The sequence below is a fragment of the Pseudoalteromonas umbrosa genome (genome assembly GCF_030125375.1).
Classification (GTDB): domain Bacteria; phylum Pseudomonadota; class Gammaproteobacteria; order Enterobacterales; family Alteromonadaceae; genus Pseudoalteromonas; species Pseudoalteromonas umbrosa.
The window spans coordinates 155,718-174,748 of the sequence record NZ_JASJUU010000009.1 but is presented as its reverse complement, the minus strand read 5'-3'; the positions used below and the strand labels follow the sequence as shown (position 1 = coordinate 174,748).

Below are 19,031 nucleotides of genomic sequence, written 5' to 3'. Positions count from 1 at the left end.
TAATACCTACTCAATCTTACCCAATGTTGCCTGCGTTTGTGTGTGATAGCACTTCAAACGAACAAGGTTGGCTATAGGACACAAAGCCCCATGCACACGGCGATTTAAATACTTTCAATGCTTCGTGATCGTCGATGTCGAATGTATATGCACTGCTTTCATCTAGCAGAAGCTCTCCCATCTTTGAGGTGAGCACTTTAAAGCTTGTGCCTTTACGAATAACACGGATTGTGGTGCCTTCAGGGAAGGTAGACCACACGCCTTTTTTATCTACTGAGGCAAAGCGATTTTGCTCTTCAAATAATGAGATAGCCCCTGTTTGACCAGCATTGACTAACAAGCGCCAAGCGAGTTTGCCATCACGAGTAGCACGTACTGCGCTCAGTGTGTGGGTTTGGCCATTGGTTGTGATGGAAGCCAAGACTAAGCCTATCCAATCATCATCGCCGTTGGTGCCGCGGACACGCACTGTGGTATCAAAGTTATCGAAAGTATCTCGAGAAGTTAATGTCACGTACGTGCCACTGTTTGCACCGTAATTGACGCGTCCACCTTTTAAGCTCCAAGGTGTCAGTTCATTTGGGCGAGGTCCATTGGCGTGGAACGACTGGCGTACCCAAGAGGTAATGGCTTCACTGGCACCGTCATAAAGCGGACGTGTATCCAAGTCACTATTGTCACCAACCAGTAAGGTGGTATCCAAAGGCGGTAAGCCAAATGAATCTAATGATGGGGTCACATCCGTTGAGCCAAATCGAATATCCGTCACTTTTTCACCCGGCTTGAATCCTGCGATTTCAAAACTGACACGCAGCTCGCGCAGGTACGGTAACTCATTGTTACGAGTTAACGTATTCTGACGTACGGTGCTGCCAGTGGTACGAGTGATGCTGCTTGCATTGGAGTTGAAGCGGCTGCGGAATGTTGAGGCTCTCACCATTTCACGACGGGTACGCGTTTGTGTGATAGTGGTTCTCAAGTTATTTGATACCGTCCAGTTATCTAGTGCTGGTGATAGCTTGATAGTTGGCGGGATCGGATCAAAAGCAGAGTATGGATTCACCTTCATCGATGATGTCGAGAAGTTTTGTTCAAGCACTGTGCGTAGTGAATACGGCAGCATGGCAATCCCATTTGGTGCATCGGCTTTGCTGATGTCCTTGGTGTCCATTGTATGTACATCAGAAGATAGCGTTAACTCACCAGCTTCGGCATTCACCATCGCGGTTTGAATTGCACCGCCGTCACGTTGGCTGTCATCGACAAATGCATCGACAAAAATGCCGCGCTTTGGACGAGGGTCATCCCCTGAGGCCATTCGTGCAATACGCTCTTCGGCAACCATATCAAACAGATTACTGATGTTGTCGCGCATCGCATTGAGGTCATCGGCTCTGACAGCGACTACGCCTGTGTTCTCAACCGCGGGGTCAATACCAGAGGTCCAATGCTGACCTAGTTCAGCCAGTGCTAAGGTGCCTGCTGGCGCTTTGGGTGCCGTCAAGGCACGTGTATCCCCTTTACCTTTGATACGACTTAAAGAGCCATCGCGCTCTAAAACAATTAAGTCTTTACGCGGCAGTAGTGCCTCGTACTCTACGTGGAAGTTAGAGCCGATGATTGCGCCTTCAAATGTAAAGCCTGATTCAAGAACCTGATCTTCTGGTAGTGTGATTTCTTGAATATATTCGAAATCAACTGTGTAACGTGAGCCTGGAGGTGGCTCTGCGCCCATCGGTGACCAATCTAATAGCCCGCCTCGGATCTGATAATCTCGCCCTTCTAAGAAAGTCGTAGTCCCGTATTTGACGCTATGGACCGTCAATAAATTCTCAGTTAAGAAATCAGAACCACCGGCACTTGTGCCATTACCGCGCTGTATACCCAGCGTTGAGCGCTTTGAGTAGGTCACTTTAACTGGTTTTTGTGTCGCGATAGGTTGGTTATCTACAACCACACCCATTTGGCCCTTCTCATCAGGCAAGAAGCGGTGTAACTCAGCGACAACGCGCTCAGTATCTGGGTCAAAATTATAGGTGCGTTCGGTGATCCTTGGTAGGTCAACTTCGCTGCCATCGATATGCGCTTTACCTGCCCCGATTTGGACGATGTAATGGTCATCACCTGTTTGCGCAATACCGACATTCATCCCATGCACAACATAGCTGCCATTGGCTTCACGATCATAACGTACCACGCTGCTGTGAACAGGTTCTTCTTTGATCACCCCTTCGGTTAAGGTCATCAGGAAGCCATCTTGGATGATGTGTACTTCGTGGTATGCATCACCTGCTGGGTGATAGCGGGTACCCCAAACAAGCGTTTCTTCGTCTTGATCGTTTTTGCCTGTCCAAATACCAACAGAAATTTTGCCGCTCAAAGGGATAACAAAACTGGCACCAGGTACGCGCTTTAGAATGCCGTTGTGGTAGAACTTTGCATCATCAATTTGCGCAGTGCCTGCTTTGCGGTCGATATAAATTGCACCGCCACTAGAGACTTGGTTGTCAACTAAGATGGCGTCTCCCAGCGATTTTATCTGATCAGAGAGCGCGCCAAATAGTTCTTGGTGGGCATCTTCGCTGGTGTTGTGATCTTCAATACTACGGTGGCCCGCGTATTTGATTTCAAATACTTGAGACGCTTGCACATTGGCTAAAGTCACATGCATACGCAGTGTGATAGTACCATCTTTGAAGTAGGTGATGGTTTCAGTTGGTTGACCGACGGCTAGTAGGAACTCCGACTGATCTTCTGAATTTTCACCAAATAGATAGATTTCGTTAATGTGTTGGTCTGTCTCAATTACCTGAGGCGGAATGGTACAAACAAACTGGATTGTGTTTTCAGATACGACTGTTTGATCACTAATTGGCGCTTCATACCAAATTAGTTTAGTGTCTTCACGAGTCGGTCGTAGTTCTCCACTGTCAGCTGATATACCAAATCGAGTTGGATGAATAGCCCAGCCTTTACTGCTGGACGCTCTAACCGATTCAGTTAAGCCTTTATTAGTGACAACGCCTACAATGGCCATATAGTAGTTACCCCTCTTCTCAAAGCGTACAGGGGGTGGCAGGCGTGCCACCCTGATATCTCGTCATTAATTTCACAGAATGTACGTGCGTTGTTGAAACGCACTACTTATAAAGATTGTACAACGGTGCCTCTTGCACAGCAATGAAAAACACCATGCAATGGGGTGATTGAGGTGGGTTTATAGCAATGATATCCCTTCTAGAGCGCTGCCTGCTATGGTGACAGCGCTAGATTATAAATAACATTGTACAATATTATGGTGCGTCGTTAATATCTCCGGTAACCTGTCCTTCATAGGCTTGATCTAACATACCGCGCATCATCAACATCATTGGCGAGTGGCCTTGGGCTGGCACACTCTGTTTAACAAAGCCTTTTGTGCCATTGGCAACATGAAAAGTAAAGTTAATTGCAGACTCCGTTGCGACCTGCTTAAACTCCATACTGATTTCTCTATCCACCAACCCGCTGGTTTCGACGACGATAGGGCTATTGGTATGGCCGTGATATCGGGTATGGCCGATACCTGTCATACCGACAATGACCTGTGTGGTCGTTTGTCCTTTGACTTCCATGTGCGGCAGTACGTTGAAACCCGTATTTAATGTTTGGTCGACCATTTGATAGGTGACATCTTCTTGCACACTGTTAAAACTGACTTTGTATTCGCGCTCTGTCAAACCACTCATGCCAGCCATAACCGGTGAGGCGTTAGACGCATGAATGGTTTGATAAGGCCGAATAATTGGGGTGATAACCAGCGGTGAAGATACGGTACCATTGACAGTCTGATGGGTCAGAACGTTATAGCCCGTTTTTAGACGTTCGTTGACAAAATCGATGATCAACGCAAAGTCAGTCATTAAAGGGTAGACGTATTGGCGTAAGAACAAGCGCAATGCTTGCAAACTGTTGCCATTGAAATTAGCCTGATTACGTAAGTCGACTTCAGCACGATAGGTCATTTCTGTGACCGTTTCGCCTGTCGGGTCATCTTCCCACCACTCAATGAGCTGCACGTAGTCCCGTAGTTTGAGTAAATCTAGCATCAAATCGACGCCTTTACGTGAGCCTTTAAGTTGGTGTATTACAGTGATAAAAGAGCGGATCAAGGCGACATCAAGGGCCGTCATACCCAGTGCATCAATTAAATACTGGTAACCGTATTCATTAACCACTTGGGCATTTCGTTCGCGACTGAGGTCTAGTTCTACGGGATCATGACGTAGGCCATCTATGCCCCAATCAAAGCCGTCTGCGGTGGCATGCACCTGATAGGTAAAGTCGGGCTCCAGTGCATAGAGGTCGGACTCTCGCAGGTTGCTACTTTCATAGGTCAAGCCAAAGAGGGGTTCAACTATTTTTTCTATGGGGGCTTGTGTGCCGTGGCGCAGCCCTTTAAAAGAGAAAGCGATAGGGGTTTCGCACTCTATTTCATAAAAACAGTTTTCCTCAAAATAGCCCTCTTTCATGTTGCGAAAAAGCGGTGTGATCTGTCTGATGGTGGCATTATGAATATTATTGGCGTCGAAGATCTCATCGATACTTTCGAGTGATAATATTGGCGAGGAAAACTGGTGTTTACCCACAGCAAAACTAAAGTCGGCTTGCTCGCGAACAATGAGCGGCTCAGACATGTACAGGGTGGGGGTCACCTCTGTAATTGCTGGCGCACTTCGGATCTGAAAAGACTCCTTTGCAGGGGTTTTTGCCAACACGAGATAGGTGGTATATTTATCTCGAATAGCTTCTATCTGTCGTGAAACGTTTTCTTCTCGCCGATAAAAAACGTGTTCCAGTGACTCGATACAATCTTTTAATAGTGGCTCATCTCTTAGCCGCTCAGGAATTAACCCATGTATATCAATTAAGCGTTCTGTCATGTCGTCTCAATCCCGTTAAATATTATACCGGCTGTACTGGTGGGGCGGTTTCTTCAAAGAAATCGCGAGCTGTGTCGAGCAATTGTACACGTGGCTGAAACTCATAATATTGGTTCCAAGCAATGTTCAGCGGCTGGTATGTCTCAAGTTCTTCATCGGATAAATCTGGATTTGGCGTAATGCGCACACGCACAGCCTTTGCATAGTGGAGCTCGTTTCGGATGGCGTCTTCAATGTCGTATAAATCGACGCGCTTACCCAGCTTTCGCTCGAACGGTTTAACCGATTGTACGACATCGTCTACAACTGAGGCTGTGGATATTAAAGAACTGCGTAGCACAACTTGAACATCAAGTTTTATTTGCTCTCGATTACCAGATGAAAGCTCAGGGGGTTTGACACCCATCGGGCGATTTGCTGCATTGGCAATGTTATTGCGCACCGCTGTCAATTCAGCATCAGTGAGGTCTTTATCACTATCTAGAATATATGCAAGGGCAAGGTTTGCAGAGTCCAAATCACGGGCATTGACATCAATGACATTGGGTAGCTCTTGCTCAAGGCGTTTCATATAGTCATCGCGGCCGCGAATGACTCGACCTGTTTCGTGACGAAGTGGAGCTTTTACTTGGATCTCTTCTACAGTATCAGGGTCTTGATAACGCAGACCGGTTTGTAGATTTTCTAATGAGCCAATAGAGATATTGGTATTGGCCAGTTGAGGTTTGACGATTTCTTTAAGTGGGATATAGATGACTTCAAGCTCATAACCTGCTTGGAAGCGATGTTCAGGCGCTAAGTAGTCATTCATTGCCATGATATCGAGTGAGCCATGGGCATTCGTCAGACAGACATATTTACCGTGGATCAAATCAATCACATCCTCACTGTGTGGGACTATTTTTCCGTTGAGTTTGAGATAAAAGTGGTCACTGATCCCTTCTTGAGTGTAGCGCAGTATTTGCGGCTTGTGGCTGCTGAAAATTTGGCTGGTGGTTGCCAAGTTACCAATCACAGCTTCGACTTTTGAGGGGATTGAATTACCGCTGCTTGGTGGATCTAATGTGTAATCCTGCGTCGATAATATATCGTATACGCCCGAGTCATCTTCGTAATAACCAATTTTGTCTAAACGTTTAATGTTGGTAAGGGCATGGGCGTGAACATCTATAGATAAGCCAGAGTTATTACCGCGATACGCTGAGTAACCTAGCGGGGCAGCAATTGCGCGTGCTGAGCTAGCAAGGACAGTATGAGTCAAATACGACTCACGTCGGTTAGCAACCGCTGAATAGGTGGTAAAAGAGCCTAAACCGGCAAGCAGCTCAAGAATGATTTGTCCGGTACCAAAAGCATAGAAGTCTTCCCAAGCCGCATCTGTTTCGGCATAGCGCTCTTTGAGCACTTTTTTCAGTTCATTTAAGATTTCTTCATAACTGAAGCTTGTTTTATTTATCATATCAGACATCTTCTACCCCTTATCCTGCACCTGTGGCTGTACTTAATGAGTCATTAAACCTGAACTGGCGATCACCTAATCCTTTAATTTTGTAGTGCATTGTTAAATTATAAGTATTGTTATCAGGCTCTGGGTCAACCGTAATACGGACAATTTTAACGCGTGGTTCCCACTTGGTGATGGCGGTTTTAATCCGAACTTGGAGCTCTAAAGCAACATCATCTGTGATCAGCTCGAACAATAAATACTCTATGTCTAGGCCATATTCTGGGTGATACACCCTTTCCCCTTTACGCGTGCGAACTAAGTTATACAGCGCTTGTTGTACACTGTCTTCATCGGTAACACGTTCTTTTGAAAAGGGGTTGGATTGATTAACATCACTGTATAATGACATTGATATACACCTTCTATTTTATCAATTAGGTCGTTAATACCGTCGCAGCGGAGCTGATAATACTGCCCGCCATGGCACCTGCAACGGCATCGCCAAGTCGTGCTGCACCTGAGCCTTCCGTGATGGTTAAGCTGGAACTACTGACCACTAACCCCGCATGCCCACAAGCACCTACGACAACATCACCAAAGCGAGCTTTGCTCATCCCTTCTGCCGACACCGTCGCGGCACCTGTTACAATTACGCCCACCATTGGGGTTGGGGTTTTGTGAGCAAAACATACGCCAGCCCATGCATCACCTAATCGCGCTGCGCTCATCGCGTTAACCTAAAGTCTCAATTAGTAATAGAACAATTGTACAACACTTGGGTGCATGACAGCACGCATTTAAGGGACTTTGTACAATTAGTAAGGAACTTGTTGAATATGCTGCAATTTAGCTGCTGAAGGAGTATGTGATTTGGGAAAAAGACGCCCTGTAAACGAGGGCGTTGTTTTAGATCTGATTAAATTGTCTGATTAAGGTCTCATAGTTCATACGAACATGACAAAATATTAAGAGATAAATGTTGTACGTATCCTCTTTTTTACGAATTTCGTACACCAATCGGTAATCGCCTTTGATCATCTCTCTAAATTGCAGGTCATCAAAGTAGGCGCAGGCTTTGCCACTTTCTGGCATGGTTTCTAGCTGCACCTTCCAGTTTGTTATTGCTGCTTTGACCCTGTCTCTTGCGATGCTTTCACCTTGTGAACGGGCACGAAAACGAATGGCGCTTTTAACTTGTTCTTGTGCGTGTTTGGTTATAGCGATATTTACCCGCATAAAATCCCTGTCTTAAATGTCGTTTAAAAAGTCATCAACAGAGACTGTGTTACCTTCGTCAATGTCTTTTCGAGCTTGTAGTAACAGCTCCATAAATGCCATTCTCTCTTGCTGGTGTTGGTAGGCTTCATGGGTTTGCACAACCAGTGACTCTTTACCATTTTGAGTAACAAACAAGGGGCTGTAGCCTAATTCATCGGGTAAGCTTGCGGCTTTGGCTTTCATTTCGCTGATGGTTGCTATATTCATATGAACTCCAAAATTAATGTAATTGAGTAGTCTATATTTAGACTGTGGTCTGAATATAGACCGATCGTAGTAAGGTGTCAACCATCGGACTAAACTTAGACTTGTCACGGTATGGAAGCATTAGACATGATATTAATATCAGCTAATATCTAATATTAAACTAATATTTTATGTTTTTATTAGTTTTTATTAGTTTTTATGTTGACTTAACTAATATATTAGATTAATATTAGTACCAGTTAAACAACATAAGGAACTATATGGAAGAAGAAGAACTCAATAAAACAAAGCTGGAGCTGGAGATTCAAAAGCTTGAACAGGAAATTGAATCCCAGCGCCGAAGCGAAGTCCGAGAGAACATAAGATTGGCGTTTTACGTACTCGGGATCATCGCAGCGCTTATCATAGCATGGACTAAGCTCCCATTATAGGGGGCTTTTATTGATTGAGGTGAGTGAAATGAAAATGCAATTAAAAGACTATACGCCCGTGCTTTGGGCGTTAGCGGGCGTAGCGGGTGCGTTACTTATGTATTGGGTGTTTGGCTAATGGACGACGTGCAAATAATAAAACAAGATGGTAAGCCTGCATTTGCAGTTGTGCCATATGATGTATGGATATCGATGACGGCAAAACAGCACAAAAACACCAGCGTGCCGATTGGTGTAATTGCCCTAAAGGATAAGCATAATTGTAGTTTGATAGCGGCGTGGCGGCGTTATAAAGGTTTGTCGCAAAGTGCATTGGCAAAGCAGATTGGTGTAGGTCAATCCGCGCTATCGCAAATGGAAAAAGTGGGCAACCAAGTGCAATCAGACACGCTGAAGAAAATAGCACAGGCGTTGGAGCTAGATGTCGAGCAGCTGCAAGATTATGGCTTGTGACAATGAAGTGGGCAGGTTGCGCTGTGCTACCTGCCACGCTTAATTTACGCTTCGTCACTGCGTGAGACAATATGAAAAGCGATGCCTTTTCCTAGTGATATAAATCCAACGTTTTGCGTTTTTAGTTGCGCGCGAGCAATTTGCAAGGTGTCAAACTTATCCGGTACATCAATATCTGCGGCGTGCACCGTAAAGAAGGTATCATCTGCCACTAAGCGCATGGCGACGCCTTTGGTCTCTGCCCATGTTTGAAAGACTTGCTCACTGCTATGGTCTGTTTCTGGTTCATATCCGGACGGTGCCAGCAGTGTATTTGGGGCAAATTCAAAGCGAGCCAGCCCAGATGTTCCACGTTTCAAAATACAAAGGTAGTTACCATTTTCCAAGGTTCCGAGGATCATGCCTGCGGCGAAGCGGTGAGTGGCTTCTGAAGCAATATTAAAGGCCAGCTCTCCTTGCCATGATGTGCGGCTTAGCGCGTCGTGTTCTATAACACCGCGTTCCATGGGACTGTCGACACTGATGGCGACAGAGTTGTTGTCTTGCCATTGCCATGTCGCTTGACGAGCAAACCAAGTGTCTGCTTCATAATCGTGATCAACGACTGGGTCGACCGTGGCATCGGGTGTGTCATTACCTACATTGCCAAGACCTCCGTCATTTAACTTGTCATCTTCGCTTTGCTGTTTCTCATCATAGCGAGCCATATACTCTTCCAATTTATCGCGGCTAGCGCCTTGCGGCATTTTTTCTTTGGCTTCGTTGATACGGGTTGCGAATTGATTTTGCTTTCGGGTCTGTTCACGGATGGCAAAGGGCAATTGGCCGCGTGGGATTGTGCCTGCTTTTAAATCCGCAGCAAGGTCGGTGGCTAAGTCATACGCTTGTGCAACATCTGGGTTATGTACAGCGGCCGCCTCAAAGCAATCAGAAAACATCGTAAAGTGCTCAAGTACACTGCCGATCATCATCATTACTTTACTGACCTTATTCATAATATCTTGTGCCAGCTGTGCGATGCTTTTTGCAACTGCGGCGATGCCTGCAACCAACTCATCAAACACGGATAATGCTTCTGTGGCTGCGGCGATGAGCTGGGCGAGCTGATCACATGCGCGGTCCATAATTGCCCGCTCGATTGCATTAATGGCGTCAAGGAACTCTTGTAATAAGGCCCCACTGGTGATGTCTTTCATCAAGCCGCATACGCCGCCAATTAAGCTTTTTGCGGTAAAGTCTTCTTCCAAGCCTGCGGCGACAGAAAAGATCTTCATATCACTAAATTGCTCTGCAAATTCTGACATACTTAGGGTATTGCTGTTCTCACTTTGCGATACCGAACGCTCTAGCTCTGTCAAACTCATGCCGCATGTAGCAACAGAGCTGTTGTTTATTGCCGTAAGTGTGCCGCGTGCCGCTGCATAGCTTTGGGACATCCCATTTGGAATAGAAGGTAACATAATTATCGTTCTCTCAGTCTCATATTAATGACAAAGGCAGTGATCTTCTGCCTTAGTTCTCTGCAATGGTTGGTGCGCTAATGACCACCATAGATCCAGCCTGTACAGTATTTACTGAACCAGCATTTGTAGTAAGGTTACTGCCTGCATTGACATCGACATTCATGCCGGCATCTTGGGTCAGATTTTGGCTTATCTGATATGAGGCATTGCCTCCGACAGTATAAGACATATCGATACCCACATCGCTGGTCAGGTTTTGCCCGATTTTCCAATCTGTGTTGGCCCCGACGTTTATCCAAACATCATTGTCGATGACCCAGTCCATTGACTCAGTAACGTGCCAGCCACGATTGGTATTGGGTAAGTGGCTGGAGCCACTGCCACCTTCAACCAGCATAAAACCGACGTTGGTGGTATCGGATGCATTGACCTCACCGACCATGGAAATTCCTGTGACCTTTAAGCTGCCGTCAAAGCTGTCGCCACCCAAGGTGCTGATCCCAGTCTTGACGTTGCCTGACCCGCCAAAGTGGTTTCCGCCACTTTGAAAGTGGCCACCTGTCACCGATAAGTTCCCATCGGTTTGTGTGCCATATAACTCCATGGCAGACACCTCATTGAGGTTGATGTCGCCGCCAATGACAACATCACTCAAACGGATATGGCCGCATTGTGCGCCTTGCAAGGATTTAGCTAAAGAGCCCCCCTCAATGGTCAATGAACCTTCAATGGCGTGCAGGTCCACGCTATCGCTGGTGGCTGTGAGGAGCTTTAACGTAGTACTACATTTGGTTAAGCGCATCACACTGGTTTTGCCCTCAAAGCTGCCTTGTTCAATGTCGATGACACTGTTTTGTGCATCAAGGCATATACCGTCACTTTTGAGCGTTGAATTGATGCTTTTAAAGTTGCAATTTTGCAGTTTGATAGCTGCACCGCCATCCTCGCAAGTGAGGGAAGATTCAACCAGTCGGATGGTGGCCTTTTGTGCATCACCGAGGGGGCCAGCTGTTTTGACTTTCGCACGATGCAACGACAACACACCATCCTCGCCCATGATGAGGTTTGCGGCTTCGCAACTTGATTGATTGCCCAGATGGATCCGGCTTTGTACAGGGTCGTTTAATAAGCCGCCAGTGTCTGATGTTGCATTGACTTGTGAGTGCGTGGCCGATAAAACTGGGCGTTCAACCTCATCAAACAACCAAGTTTCAAAGCTTAAAATACTGCTGTGTAAAATCACAGCAATGTGCTTTGCGTCATAGGCAAATTTTTCTGTGGCGGTGATATCACTGTTGTGGTGCTGGGTGAGCACTTCGGTACATTCATCAAACGTGACTGCTGATGACTGTGTCATGACCAGCGGCGTGTGATGCCACTGGAATCTCAGACGGTCGCTGCGGTGTGCAAAATAATCCCCCACAGCGCGTACCTTACAGCCGCCGGTTAGCGCGATACTAAAGCGCAAGTCTTCACAGTTATCAATGTTATTCTCGGCAATCCAATCTTTACTTTGCTGGAGTCGAATAACTCCTTTTTTACAGTCGCTTAAATTGCCATTCCATGCACTGAGTCCGTGCAGGCTTAAATAAAAGTTTTCCAGATCTTCAACACGCTCCAAATTACTATCAATTAAGATAATGCGTGCTTGGCCTGTAGTGTTATTGTCGGCATCCTCCAGTGCATCCCCAGAGAGATGCCTAACGCTCGAATTAACCAAGATAATAGTACAGATGCTCTCTACCTCGAGGGTGTTTAATGTGCACCCGACAAAGCGAAATGTCCCATCTTGATCTGCGGTAAAGTTTCCACTTTTGCCATGAATTGAATAGCTTGGGTATTTAAGCGTCCGCTCACTGGCATAGACATCATCACCATCTTCCTCGTTTAAAACGGGCTTGGTCATCATGTCTAAGGAGCTATCAATCTCCAATTTATGCGGCTTGAGGTCGGCAGGGTAGGGGTTATTGTCAATCACCCCACTCTCGACATCACGTCTGTGCAGCTGTCTATTTTCGTGTGCCATGATCACCCAACTTTATGCCATTAGACACCGACCAAACAACGTTGATACGGTGCATGTTGTAGGAGGCATTTACACACGCCAGTATGTGTTTAAGGCAGTGTAAAATTCGGTATTTCATCGTGTGTTTATCCTCCTGTTTTTTCAATTGCTTCCGCGATAGATTCAATGAAACTACCAACGCCATGACCATCGGCAAGGCTGTTAACATCCATGCCGGAGCTAGAAAGCAAACTCAATGCATCTTCTGCATTGATGGTTAAAGAAGGCGTATTGATACTTACCCCTTCTGGGCTAACGGTGGCCTCTAATCCACCAAATTTGATGAACAAGCGCTGATTTGGTCGGTCTATCTCAATGATGGTGCCATGCGGATCTGTGATTAACTGAGTGCCATTGACAGTGTTGTGATAGTGCAAGCTGCCATCTTGTGAACGTGTTTCTTTACTTGAATGACCATCGCGTTTATTTATGATGAACTTATTTCCCATCCGGTCTTGATGACCGTAACGCTCAGGGTATTCAGAGTGAAAATCTTTGGGACGCGATTTTCGATTGAGCTTGCGCCAGCGGTAAATTGGCTGATAGATGTCTTGGGAAGGGAACTCAACTAAAATCGTCGAGCCCACTTCAGGCACAATGATGGCTGAGCCATCGTCTAAGGTACCATGCTCGGCGGGAAACTGTGGCGAAACCCAAGGTAAATCATCAATGCTAATGTAAGTAATGTCCAGCAGGCCTTTAATAGAGCACTTCACCCGCCCCAACATACGGGGATCATCGTTTTTAACCACTTCGGCTTCAAATTGCTCACGTAATTCATGGCGTGGGCGCAGCCAATCAGCCTGTTTGAGTAAGCCCATTATCGCACCTCCCCTTGAATATCAGATAGGGTTTCACGGCTTAACTGCACCGTAGTGACCACCTTGTTTTGGCTAAATTTACGACTTAATTTTGAGATCAAATACAGTCCGGTAAATGGGTTATCAAACTTTTCTGCTGAGCTGTCTACTTCTGAGAAGTACACGAGGTCGAGTACCCGCATTTGTTTATGGAGCCTGCTGTCATAGTTCAACGTGACAGAAATTGTGCTGTACAATCCCAGTTGCGTCGTATTTTGTTGATAGGCATGCCAGTACCTTGGGTACATATTATCGTTAACATAACGCGGTTTGCCTTTGCGGCCATGCACATCGGAATGGCGTGGAAATGCGGAAGCCTTCGCCAATTGAGGACTAGACTGCTCTAGTACTTCTTCGTATTCGCTGAGTTCCTGATCGCGCATATCAAGCGTATTGCCATACCCTAGCCAATGGTTCATAAACCCTGAGTTATTATCAACCGTGTAATCACCGTGATACCAAATTTTATTGCCATCATCTTCTGCTTCTTCGTCGGCGCGTTGGTGAAACTCCCAAGTTGGTTTTGCCCCTTCCTCTTTGACGATGGTTTTTAAATCTCGCAGGCGAAATCGCCCATCTGTGGTGATGGCTATCATTGGGAATGAGTCGGGTAAATCTGCGTGCATCCACGTATTTGCAATGAACTTTTTATCTGTGATAGCACCTTGAAGCCAAGTCATCCGATCTTCTGATTTTTTGACGTTTGAATCAATGTAGTCGGGTCCGAAATGGTCTTTGGCAACTTCTAAAATCGCTTCTACAGCTGACATGTTAGAAAAAGCGCGTTGTTTATGGGTGATCAAGTAAGCGGGCACATCATAGAGGCCGGCAAAGCTGATTAAGTATTGATGATTTACTCGTGAGGTGGTGACGCGAGTCAGCATATAACGGGTATCTATGGTGTCGTCTTCATCATCTTTACCAATGCTGTAACTGATGGTCACTTTATTGCCTTCATGAAATAGGGCACGCACATTCGGGTCATCGATTTCGATTGCGCCTTGCAACATAGGCAAGCCGACACCTGCAACTTCAATCAGTTCTAATCCCTTTAGATTGAGTGGGTTCGTTTTAAGTTCTTCCAGGCCATCTATTACTAAGTTGATCTGGAATAGGCCATCTACCTTCAACATACATCAAGTCTCATATAATTTATTTTCGCCTAATTGGCGCTAATTAGTTTTATTCTACCATTAAAGTATTGTACAAGGGAGGTGGGTAATAAAAAAGAAACCGAGTTAAGGGGGACAGAGCTAACTCGGCTTTGAGGTCGCTGTTGAGTATGAACTCGCGCACACCTGTTCAAATCAGACGGGCAAGCATAGGGCATACCTGTATGATGATGGTGCCGACTAACCGAATCGAACGGTTGACCTACTGATTACAAGTCAGTTGCTCTACCTGCTGAGCTAAGTCGGCAAAATGAGGTTACGCAATGCGCAAAGCTAGCTGTTATCTTGATCTGGGTGCGACGTTCGGCCGCGCTGATACAAGTCTTTCAGTATGTACACAGTACAAATGCCCCCGATATAGGCATTTAAAATCATACTGGGTACTAGGGCTTTGTCCGCATAGACAATAAAGCCTGAAATACAGCCAAAAATAGTGAATAAACGTAACATAAATTCGTTACGTGTTGAAAATGCAATCATTGCTGCTGCCATAGACAGCCAAGCCAATGCCTCAACAAAAGGTATCGTCATTACTGTGGTCCAAAATAAAAACTCAGGTTGGAGTTTTGGGACAACAGTGATGTCCTACTTGCTTTTCCCTGTTTATCACTAAAAAATAAAGCCAAGTGCATACTTGGCTTTATCGACATGAAGGATTATACGCAAAAACACATCGTTGTACAATGGTTGGGTGTTGTTTGGGCTCTTTTTTATCGCTTTTTTTCAACCCACACAAAGGTATTTTTATCTTTTCGGCTTAATCCCTTTTTTTTCATCAGTTCAGCATATTGCAGTGAATTGCGCCAAGCTTCTGCGGCGCGTGTCACCCACAGTACAATATCTTGAATAGTATTAACTTTTGGTAGCTTTTTACTGCCCATAAGTCGAAGTAAATCTTTGATTCGCATATGCCAAAATTCGGCTTCTCTTGGCAAGGTGCCTGCAATAAATTTTGTTTGTAACATGCGGCGTTCATCTAATCTAGTGCTTTGGGCTATCACAAATTCACTGATCGTTTGTCGTTCTGACATTTGGTTATGTTCGTCTAGGTTAGATGCTTTAGCTGATAGTTCTTTGTATTTATTGATGATCTGTTGTGCTTTGTTCATATCTGTACCTTAAAATCTGAGTTGCCAAGCGCTGACCAGTGCCTTTCTCTCTTTGGCGGGGATCGCATTAACGATACTGGCTAGGGGCTCGTTGAGTGTGACAGGCTCCAATGCCTGTGTTTGCTTGGGTAATGGTTCTTGTACTGCGTGTAATAGTCTCTGCAAGGCATCGTTCGAAGGATCTTGCGAGTGCAGTTTATTGAGCTCCAAGAGGGCAATTAAAACCCAATCTGGACGTTTGTGTTTCAGTGCCAGCGCAACCGCAGCGTATTCGGGTTGATCAGCGCGCTTGAAATAAGCGTGTAGGGCGTCCAGCTGAGCACGTTCACTGTCGGCTTCATCTGATAAAGCGACCAAGGCCTTAGCACTCTTTTTACAGCCTTTGGCTTTGGCGATCAGCTGTAGTTGGTAAAGTGCTGATTGCTGTTGAGTTTGCGCCATTTCTAATTCAAATGCTGTTTGCTCAATTTCAAGCGCCTCTGCCATCGCATCGTCTTGCGTTGTGGCATCCAATTGCGCAATTTTTTGGGCAATGCCTTGTAAGCATTGAATGGTTTGCTCAAGCGCTTCTAAGTTTCTAAATACACGGGTTTGATCTAAAGTTGCAAGCTGTTCACGCTGTGATTGCACGGTCCATTCGCCATGATGTCCTTGGTGAAGTGTATAGCGCGTTTGACGTACTTGAGTGGTATAAAATCTGGTGTTGTTTTGTTGTGTCATAGACACTTGCAATGAGGTGGTGTCCCCCATGGTTTTTGCGTCATCAAATTTGGTAAGTAATTGCGCTGCTCGGCTCATCTTTAGTCTCAATCTTAGGTCGTTGTTTAAGCATTCCAGCTTAGCAACAAAGACTAAGCCAGTCCTTAACGTGCAATTGTCTGTTATTGGCGAGGTGGACGAGACTCGAACTCGCGACCTTCGGCGTGACAGGCCGATATTCTAACCAACTGAACTACCACCCCAAATAACAGATGATCAATGGTAAAGTCATTGAATAGGCTATATTTTATATTATCGTTGTACAACAGGTCAATGGCGTTATTACAAAAGGCGCACGAAGCCTCACTCACGGTATTATTTTATGAGCAAGGCGGGCTGAGTTATGAGGCTACTCGTTGCCATAAAACAGGTTGGTGATATCATCAGCATACAGCATACGGTAAGAGCTAAACGTGACGGTGACATTCGCGTACAGCGGGTTCCCTGACGGGGTCACCTCTTTGCTCATTTCTGCGGCGACATCATCGATGAGCAGCCCATCAGCTTCAAACCATTTACCGATTTTAAGTGTGGCGGTATTTTCCGATGGTGTGTTTTCGCCAAACTTTGGAATGTATCCCATAGGAGATTTCATACCAATGCCGAATTCGACACCAAATATCGAGAACTCGCCGCCAGAGCCAGTTGGATATAAACAGCGTAACAGCTTGCTGACATCTTTACGTACGTCAATTCGATCATTATATGCAAGGAGCACAAAGCTCACAGGAAACTGTTGCGGCTCGCTTGATGTCCAGTGCCGGACTGTTGATGCTCGTGAAGTGGTCGACCCGCCTGGAATTGAGGCGCCAAATGAGTTTATAATGCCTGAAAGACCTGAGATCACGTCATTAAGCGTACTCGACTCCCCAGTTTCTTTTCCTTCCCATGTCGCAGAGCCCTGGATGGTAAAGTTTTCGGTTGTAAACCCAACGATTGTGCCAATGTCGCCGGAGGCAACTGCTGCTTCTGGCAGTACAATTGACACCTTTGCATTTCCAAACTGGCCCGAAGCCAGTGCCTCGATATCGAGCGTATTATTTTCTGTTGTCATGTCAATTCCTAATCAAAGAGTATAGAGTTCATTATCGCAATACCGGTATCATCTACATGAAATGACCCTTTCTGCCCTGAACTTGAAGGTTTCGGTCCACCGCCACCTCTTGGCATCGTTCTCACTGGTGCAGGTCGTGAGGCTGAAACAGTGCGATTGTTACTCGCCTTGCCAACAGGTGCTTTTGCTGCGCCAGCGAGTTGCGCTTGTACATTGGGTGACAGGAGAGTGTCACTGAGCAATGCCGCGTCTTTAAGTGCGGGTGGTAACTCTACATGCGCTACCAGCTCACTGCCGTTGACAGTAGGTTGTGTAATGGAGGCATTGTTAGACGAGGCGGTTGTTGCGTCTAAGCCTTTATTTTGCGTATCAGATAAAAGCTGCTGATATTGAGCTGTTGAGATCGGGCGGCTGGCAATATTGGCGCTATTTGATTGCTCATCAACGGGAAGCAGTCCCGAGTTTTTAAGTGTGCTAAGGGTGCGCTGTGTGATGGCAGAAACTGACTCATTTTTACCTGATGATAAGCGTTCAGCATTGAATGCATTGCTGCTTTCATTGGCGATTGCCATGGCGTTGTTCAACCCGGTTGTAGAGACTGCTGTCGATGAAGATAGCTTACCGTTACTTTGAAAGTCGTCGCCCATAAACAGTGTGCCGTTATCAGCTTGTTCAGAAAGCACTGGATTAAAAAATGTACCATCTTTGGCAGCAATACGGTTAGAGCTGTCTGGCGATGACGTCATTAAATGGTTGATCCCTGTTGCCATCATGCCCAGAGGCGTGAAAGAGGCGGCTGTTTTGGCTGCATCCATCATACGGCTAGTTAATGAAGGTTTTTCCCCCTCAGTTGTTAAGCTCGCTGCCCCTGACTCATCTGAGCTGAATAAGTTGCTGGCCGTCGTCGCCATCATGCCCAGTGGTGTGAAAGAGGCGGCAGTTTTTGCTGCATCCATCATACGGCTAGTTAACGAAGGCTTGTCGCCTTCGGTAGCCAAATTAGTCGCACCGGAGTCATCTGAACTGAACAAGCTACTTGCTGCGTTTACCGTCATGCCAAGTGGTGTGAGAGAGGCGGCGGTTTTTGCTGCATCCATCATGCGACTGGCAATGGAAGGCTTGTCACCTTCGGTAGCCAAATTAGCCGCACCGGAGTCATCTGAACTGAACAAGCTACTTGCTGCGTTGACCGTCATGCCAAGTGGCGTGAGAGAGGCGGCGGTTTTCGCCGCATCCATCATGCGACTGGCAATGGAAGGCTTGTCACCTTCGGTAGCTAAATTAGCCGCACCGGAGTCATCAGAGCTGAGCAAGTTACTTGCAGTGGTGGCCATCATGCCTAGTGGGGTATAGGAGACAGCCGTTTTCGCCGCATCCATCATGCGACTGGCAATAGAAGGCTTGTCGCTTTCGGCTGTTAAACTTGTCGCACCGGAGTCATCTGAACTGAACAAGCTACTTGCTGCGTTTACCGTCATACCCAATGGCGTGAAAGAGGCGGCGGTTTTCGCCGCATCCATCATGCGGCTGGCAATAGAAGGTTTATCTCCTTCGGCTGTCAAGCTGGTCGCACCGGAGTCATCTGAGCTCAGCAAGTTACTTGCAGTGGTGGCCATCATGCCTAGTGGCGTGAAAGAGACTGCGGTTTTTGCAGCATCCATCATGCGGCTGGCAATAGAAGGCTTGTCGCTATCCGCCGTAACTGTTGCAGCGCCAGAGTCATCCGAACTGAACAAATTACTTGCTGCGGTGGCCATCATGCCTAGTGGCGTGAAAGAGACTGCGGTTTTCGCAGCATCCATCATGCGACT

18 protein-coding genes and 2 tRNA genes are annotated in these 19,031 nt (G+C 46.2%); 2 read left to right on the top strand and 18 right to left on the bottom strand.

The window, feature by feature from the left end; all coding sequences use genetic code 11:
• Window positions 1-16 precede the first annotated feature (16 nt).
• From QNM16_RS23865 to QNM16_RS23835, 7 genes are all read right to left on the bottom strand, one after another.
• On the bottom strand, window positions 17-3,037 hold the full coding sequence (locus QNM16_RS23865; RefSeq protein ID WP_284022746.1) for a DUF4815 domain-containing protein: 3,021 nt from the start codon (window positions 3,035-3,037) through the stop codon (window positions 17-19).
• A 256-nt stretch (window positions 3,038-3,293) separates the two neighbouring features.
• Window positions 3,294-4,922, bottom strand: a complete 1,629-nt coding sequence (locus tag QNM16_RS23860) for a phage tail protein (protein ID WP_284022745.1) — start codon at window positions 4,920-4,922, stop codon at window positions 3,294-3,296.
• A gap of 22 nt (window positions 4,923-4,944) precedes the next feature.
• The gene (locus QNM16_RS23855) at window positions 4,945-6,390 is read right to left on the bottom strand and encodes a baseplate J/gp47 family protein (RefSeq protein WP_284022744.1); all 1,446 of its coding nucleotides are present in this window, start codon (window positions 6,388-6,390) and stop codon (window positions 4,945-4,947) included.
• Between the two features lie 10 nt (window positions 6,391-6,400).
• Complete coding sequence (locus tag QNM16_RS23850; RefSeq protein WP_284022743.1) at window positions 6,401-6,778, bottom strand: GPW/gp25 family protein; 378 nt, start codon at window positions 6,776-6,778, stop codon at window positions 6,401-6,403.
• Window positions 6,779-6,803: 25 nt separating this feature from the next.
• Window positions 6,804-7,097, bottom strand: coding sequence for a PAAR domain-containing protein (locus tag QNM16_RS23845; protein WP_284022742.1), 294 nt, complete (start codon window positions 7,095-7,097; stop codon window positions 6,804-6,806).
• A 178-nt stretch (window positions 7,098-7,275) separates the two neighbouring features.
• Window positions 7,276-7,605: a type II toxin-antitoxin system RelE/ParE family toxin gene (locus tag QNM16_RS23840; protein WP_284022741.1), complete on the bottom strand. Its 330-nt coding sequence runs from the start codon at window positions 7,603-7,605 to the stop codon at window positions 7,276-7,278.
• Between the two features lie 12 nt (window positions 7,606-7,617).
• Window positions 7,618-7,854, bottom strand: coding sequence for a type II toxin-antitoxin system Phd/YefM family antitoxin (locus QNM16_RS23835; protein WP_284022740.1), 237 nt, complete (start codon window positions 7,852-7,854; stop codon window positions 7,618-7,620).
• Between the two features lie 260 nt (window positions 7,855-8,114).
• On the opposite strand from QNM16_RS23835, the gene QNM16_RS23830 reads away from it, so the two are divergent.
• On the top strand, window positions 8,115-8,285 hold the full coding sequence (locus QNM16_RS23830) for a hypothetical protein (protein ID WP_284022739.1): 171 nt from the start codon (window positions 8,115-8,117) through the stop codon (window positions 8,283-8,285).
• Window positions 8,286-8,402: 117 nt separating this feature from the next.
• The gene (locus tag QNM16_RS23825) at window positions 8,403-8,738 is read left to right on the top strand and encodes a helix-turn-helix domain-containing protein (RefSeq protein ID WP_284022738.1); all 336 of its coding nucleotides are present in this window, start codon (window positions 8,403-8,405) and stop codon (window positions 8,736-8,738) included.
• Window positions 8,739-8,782: 44 nt separating this feature from the next.
• On the opposite strand, the gene QNM16_RS23820 is transcribed toward QNM16_RS23825, so the two are convergent.
• The 11 genes from QNM16_RS23820 to QNM16_RS23770 form a co-directional block, all read right to left on the bottom strand.
• Window positions 8,783-10,198 (bottom strand): hypothetical protein, encoded by a 1,416-nt coding sequence (locus QNM16_RS23820; protein WP_284022737.1) that lies wholly within the window; start codon window positions 10,196-10,198, stop codon window positions 8,783-8,785.
• Window positions 10,199-10,250: 52 nt separating this feature from the next.
• Window positions 10,251-12,227 carry a bacteriophage T4 gp5 trimerisation domain-containing protein gene (locus tag QNM16_RS23815; protein ID WP_284022736.1) on the bottom strand — a complete coding sequence of 659 codons (1,977 nt, stop codon included), beginning with the start codon at window positions 12,225-12,227 and terminating at the stop codon, window positions 10,251-10,253.
• A 125-nt stretch (window positions 12,228-12,352) separates the two neighbouring features.
• A complete protein-coding gene (locus tag QNM16_RS23810; RefSeq protein WP_284022735.1) occupies window positions 12,353-13,087 on the bottom strand; it encodes a phage baseplate assembly protein V in 735 nt (244 codons plus the stop codon).
• Window positions 13,087-14,259 (bottom strand): hypothetical protein, encoded by a 1,173-nt coding sequence (locus tag QNM16_RS23805; RefSeq protein ID WP_284022734.1) that lies wholly within the window; start codon window positions 14,257-14,259, stop codon window positions 13,087-13,089. The genes QNM16_RS23810 and QNM16_RS23805 overlap by 1 nt, the downstream gene beginning before the upstream one ends.
• A 210-nt stretch (window positions 14,260-14,469) precedes the next feature.
• A tRNA-Thr gene (locus QNM16_RS23800) sits at window positions 14,470-14,545 on the bottom strand.
• A gap of 26 nt (window positions 14,546-14,571) precedes the next feature.
• Entirely contained in the window at window positions 14,572-14,829 is a 258-nt protein-coding gene (locus QNM16_RS23795) for a hypothetical protein (protein WP_284022733.1), read from the bottom strand.
• A 179-nt stretch (window positions 14,830-15,008) separates the two neighbouring features.
• Window positions 15,009-15,407, bottom strand: a complete 399-nt coding sequence (locus tag QNM16_RS23790; RefSeq protein ID WP_284022732.1) for a hypothetical protein — start codon at window positions 15,405-15,407, stop codon at window positions 15,009-15,011.
• Between the two features lie 9 nt (window positions 15,408-15,416).
• The gene (locus tag QNM16_RS23785) at window positions 15,417-16,205 is read right to left on the bottom strand and encodes a hypothetical protein (protein WP_284022731.1); all 789 of its coding nucleotides are present in this window, start codon (window positions 16,203-16,205) and stop codon (window positions 15,417-15,419) included.
• A gap of 87 nt (window positions 16,206-16,292) precedes the next feature.
• Window positions 16,293-16,369 (bottom strand) — tRNA-Asp (locus tag QNM16_RS23780).
• 146 nt (window positions 16,370-16,515) lie between these two features.
• Entirely contained in the window at window positions 16,516-17,220 is a 705-nt protein-coding gene (locus QNM16_RS23775; RefSeq protein ID WP_284022730.1) for a hypothetical protein, read from the bottom strand.
• A gap of 8 nt (window positions 17,221-17,228) precedes the next feature.
• A partial coding sequence (locus tag QNM16_RS23770) for a hypothetical protein (protein ID WP_284022729.1) occupies window positions 17,229-19,031 on the bottom strand: 1,803 nt, incomplete at its 5' end.

Bases quoted from the DNA above. Each gene is read 5' to 3' on its own strand.
- QNM16_RS23865 (WP_284022746.1), bottom strand. From the start codon at position 3,037: ATGGCCATTGTAGGCGTTGTCACTAATAAAGGCTTAACTGAATCGGTT.
- QNM16_RS23860 (WP_284022745.1), bottom strand. From the start codon at position 4,922: ATGACAGAACGCTTAATTGATATACATGGGTTAATTCCTGAGCGGCTA.
- QNM16_RS23855 (WP_284022744.1), bottom strand. From the start codon at position 6,390: ATGTCTGATATGATAAATAAAACAAGCTTCAGTTATGAAGAAATCTTA.
- QNM16_RS23850 (WP_284022743.1), bottom strand. From the start codon at position 6,778: ATGTCATTATACAGTGATGTTAATCAATCCAACCCCTTTTCAAAAGAA.
- QNM16_RS23845 (WP_284022742.1), bottom strand. From the start codon at position 7,097: ATGAGCGCAGCGCGATTAGGTGATGCATGGGCTGGCGTATGTTTTGCT.
- QNM16_RS23840 (WP_284022741.1), bottom strand. From the start codon at position 7,605: ATGCGGGTAAATATCGCTATAACCAAACACGCACAAGAACAAGTTAAA.
- QNM16_RS23835 (WP_284022740.1), bottom strand. From the start codon at position 7,854: ATGAATATAGCAACCATCAGCGAAATGAAAGCCAAAGCCGCAAGCTTA.
- QNM16_RS23830 (WP_284022739.1), top strand. From the start codon at position 8,115: ATGGAAGAAGAAGAACTCAATAAAACAAAGCTGGAGCTGGAGATTCAA.
- QNM16_RS23825 (WP_284022738.1), top strand. From the start codon at position 8,403: ATGGACGACGTGCAAATAATAAAACAAGATGGTAAGCCTGCATTTGCA.
- QNM16_RS23820 (WP_284022737.1), bottom strand. From the start codon at position 10,198: ATGTTACCTTCTATTCCAAATGGGATGTCCCAAAGCTATGCAGCGGCA.
- QNM16_RS23815 (WP_284022736.1), bottom strand. From the start codon at position 12,227: ATGGCACACGAAAATAGACAGCTGCACAGACGTGATGTCGAGAGTGGG.
- QNM16_RS23810 (WP_284022735.1), bottom strand. From the start codon at position 13,087: ATGGGCTTACTCAAACAGGCTGATTGGCTGCGCCCACGCCATGAATTA.
- QNM16_RS23805 (WP_284022734.1), bottom strand. From the start codon at position 14,259: ATGTTGAAGGTAGATGGCCTATTCCAGATCAACTTAGTAATAGATGGC.
- QNM16_RS23795 (WP_284022733.1), bottom strand. From the start codon at position 14,829: ATGACGATACCTTTTGTTGAGGCATTGGCTTGGCTGTCTATGGCAGCA.
- QNM16_RS23790 (WP_284022732.1), bottom strand. From the start codon at position 15,407: ATGAACAAAGCACAACAGATCATCAATAAATACAAAGAACTATCAGCT.
- QNM16_RS23785 (WP_284022731.1), bottom strand. From the start codon at position 16,205: ATGAGCCGAGCAGCGCAATTACTTACCAAATTTGATGACGCAAAAACC.
- QNM16_RS23775 (WP_284022730.1), bottom strand. From the start codon at position 17,220: ATGACAACAGAAAATAATACGCTCGATATCGAGGCACTGGCTTCGGGC.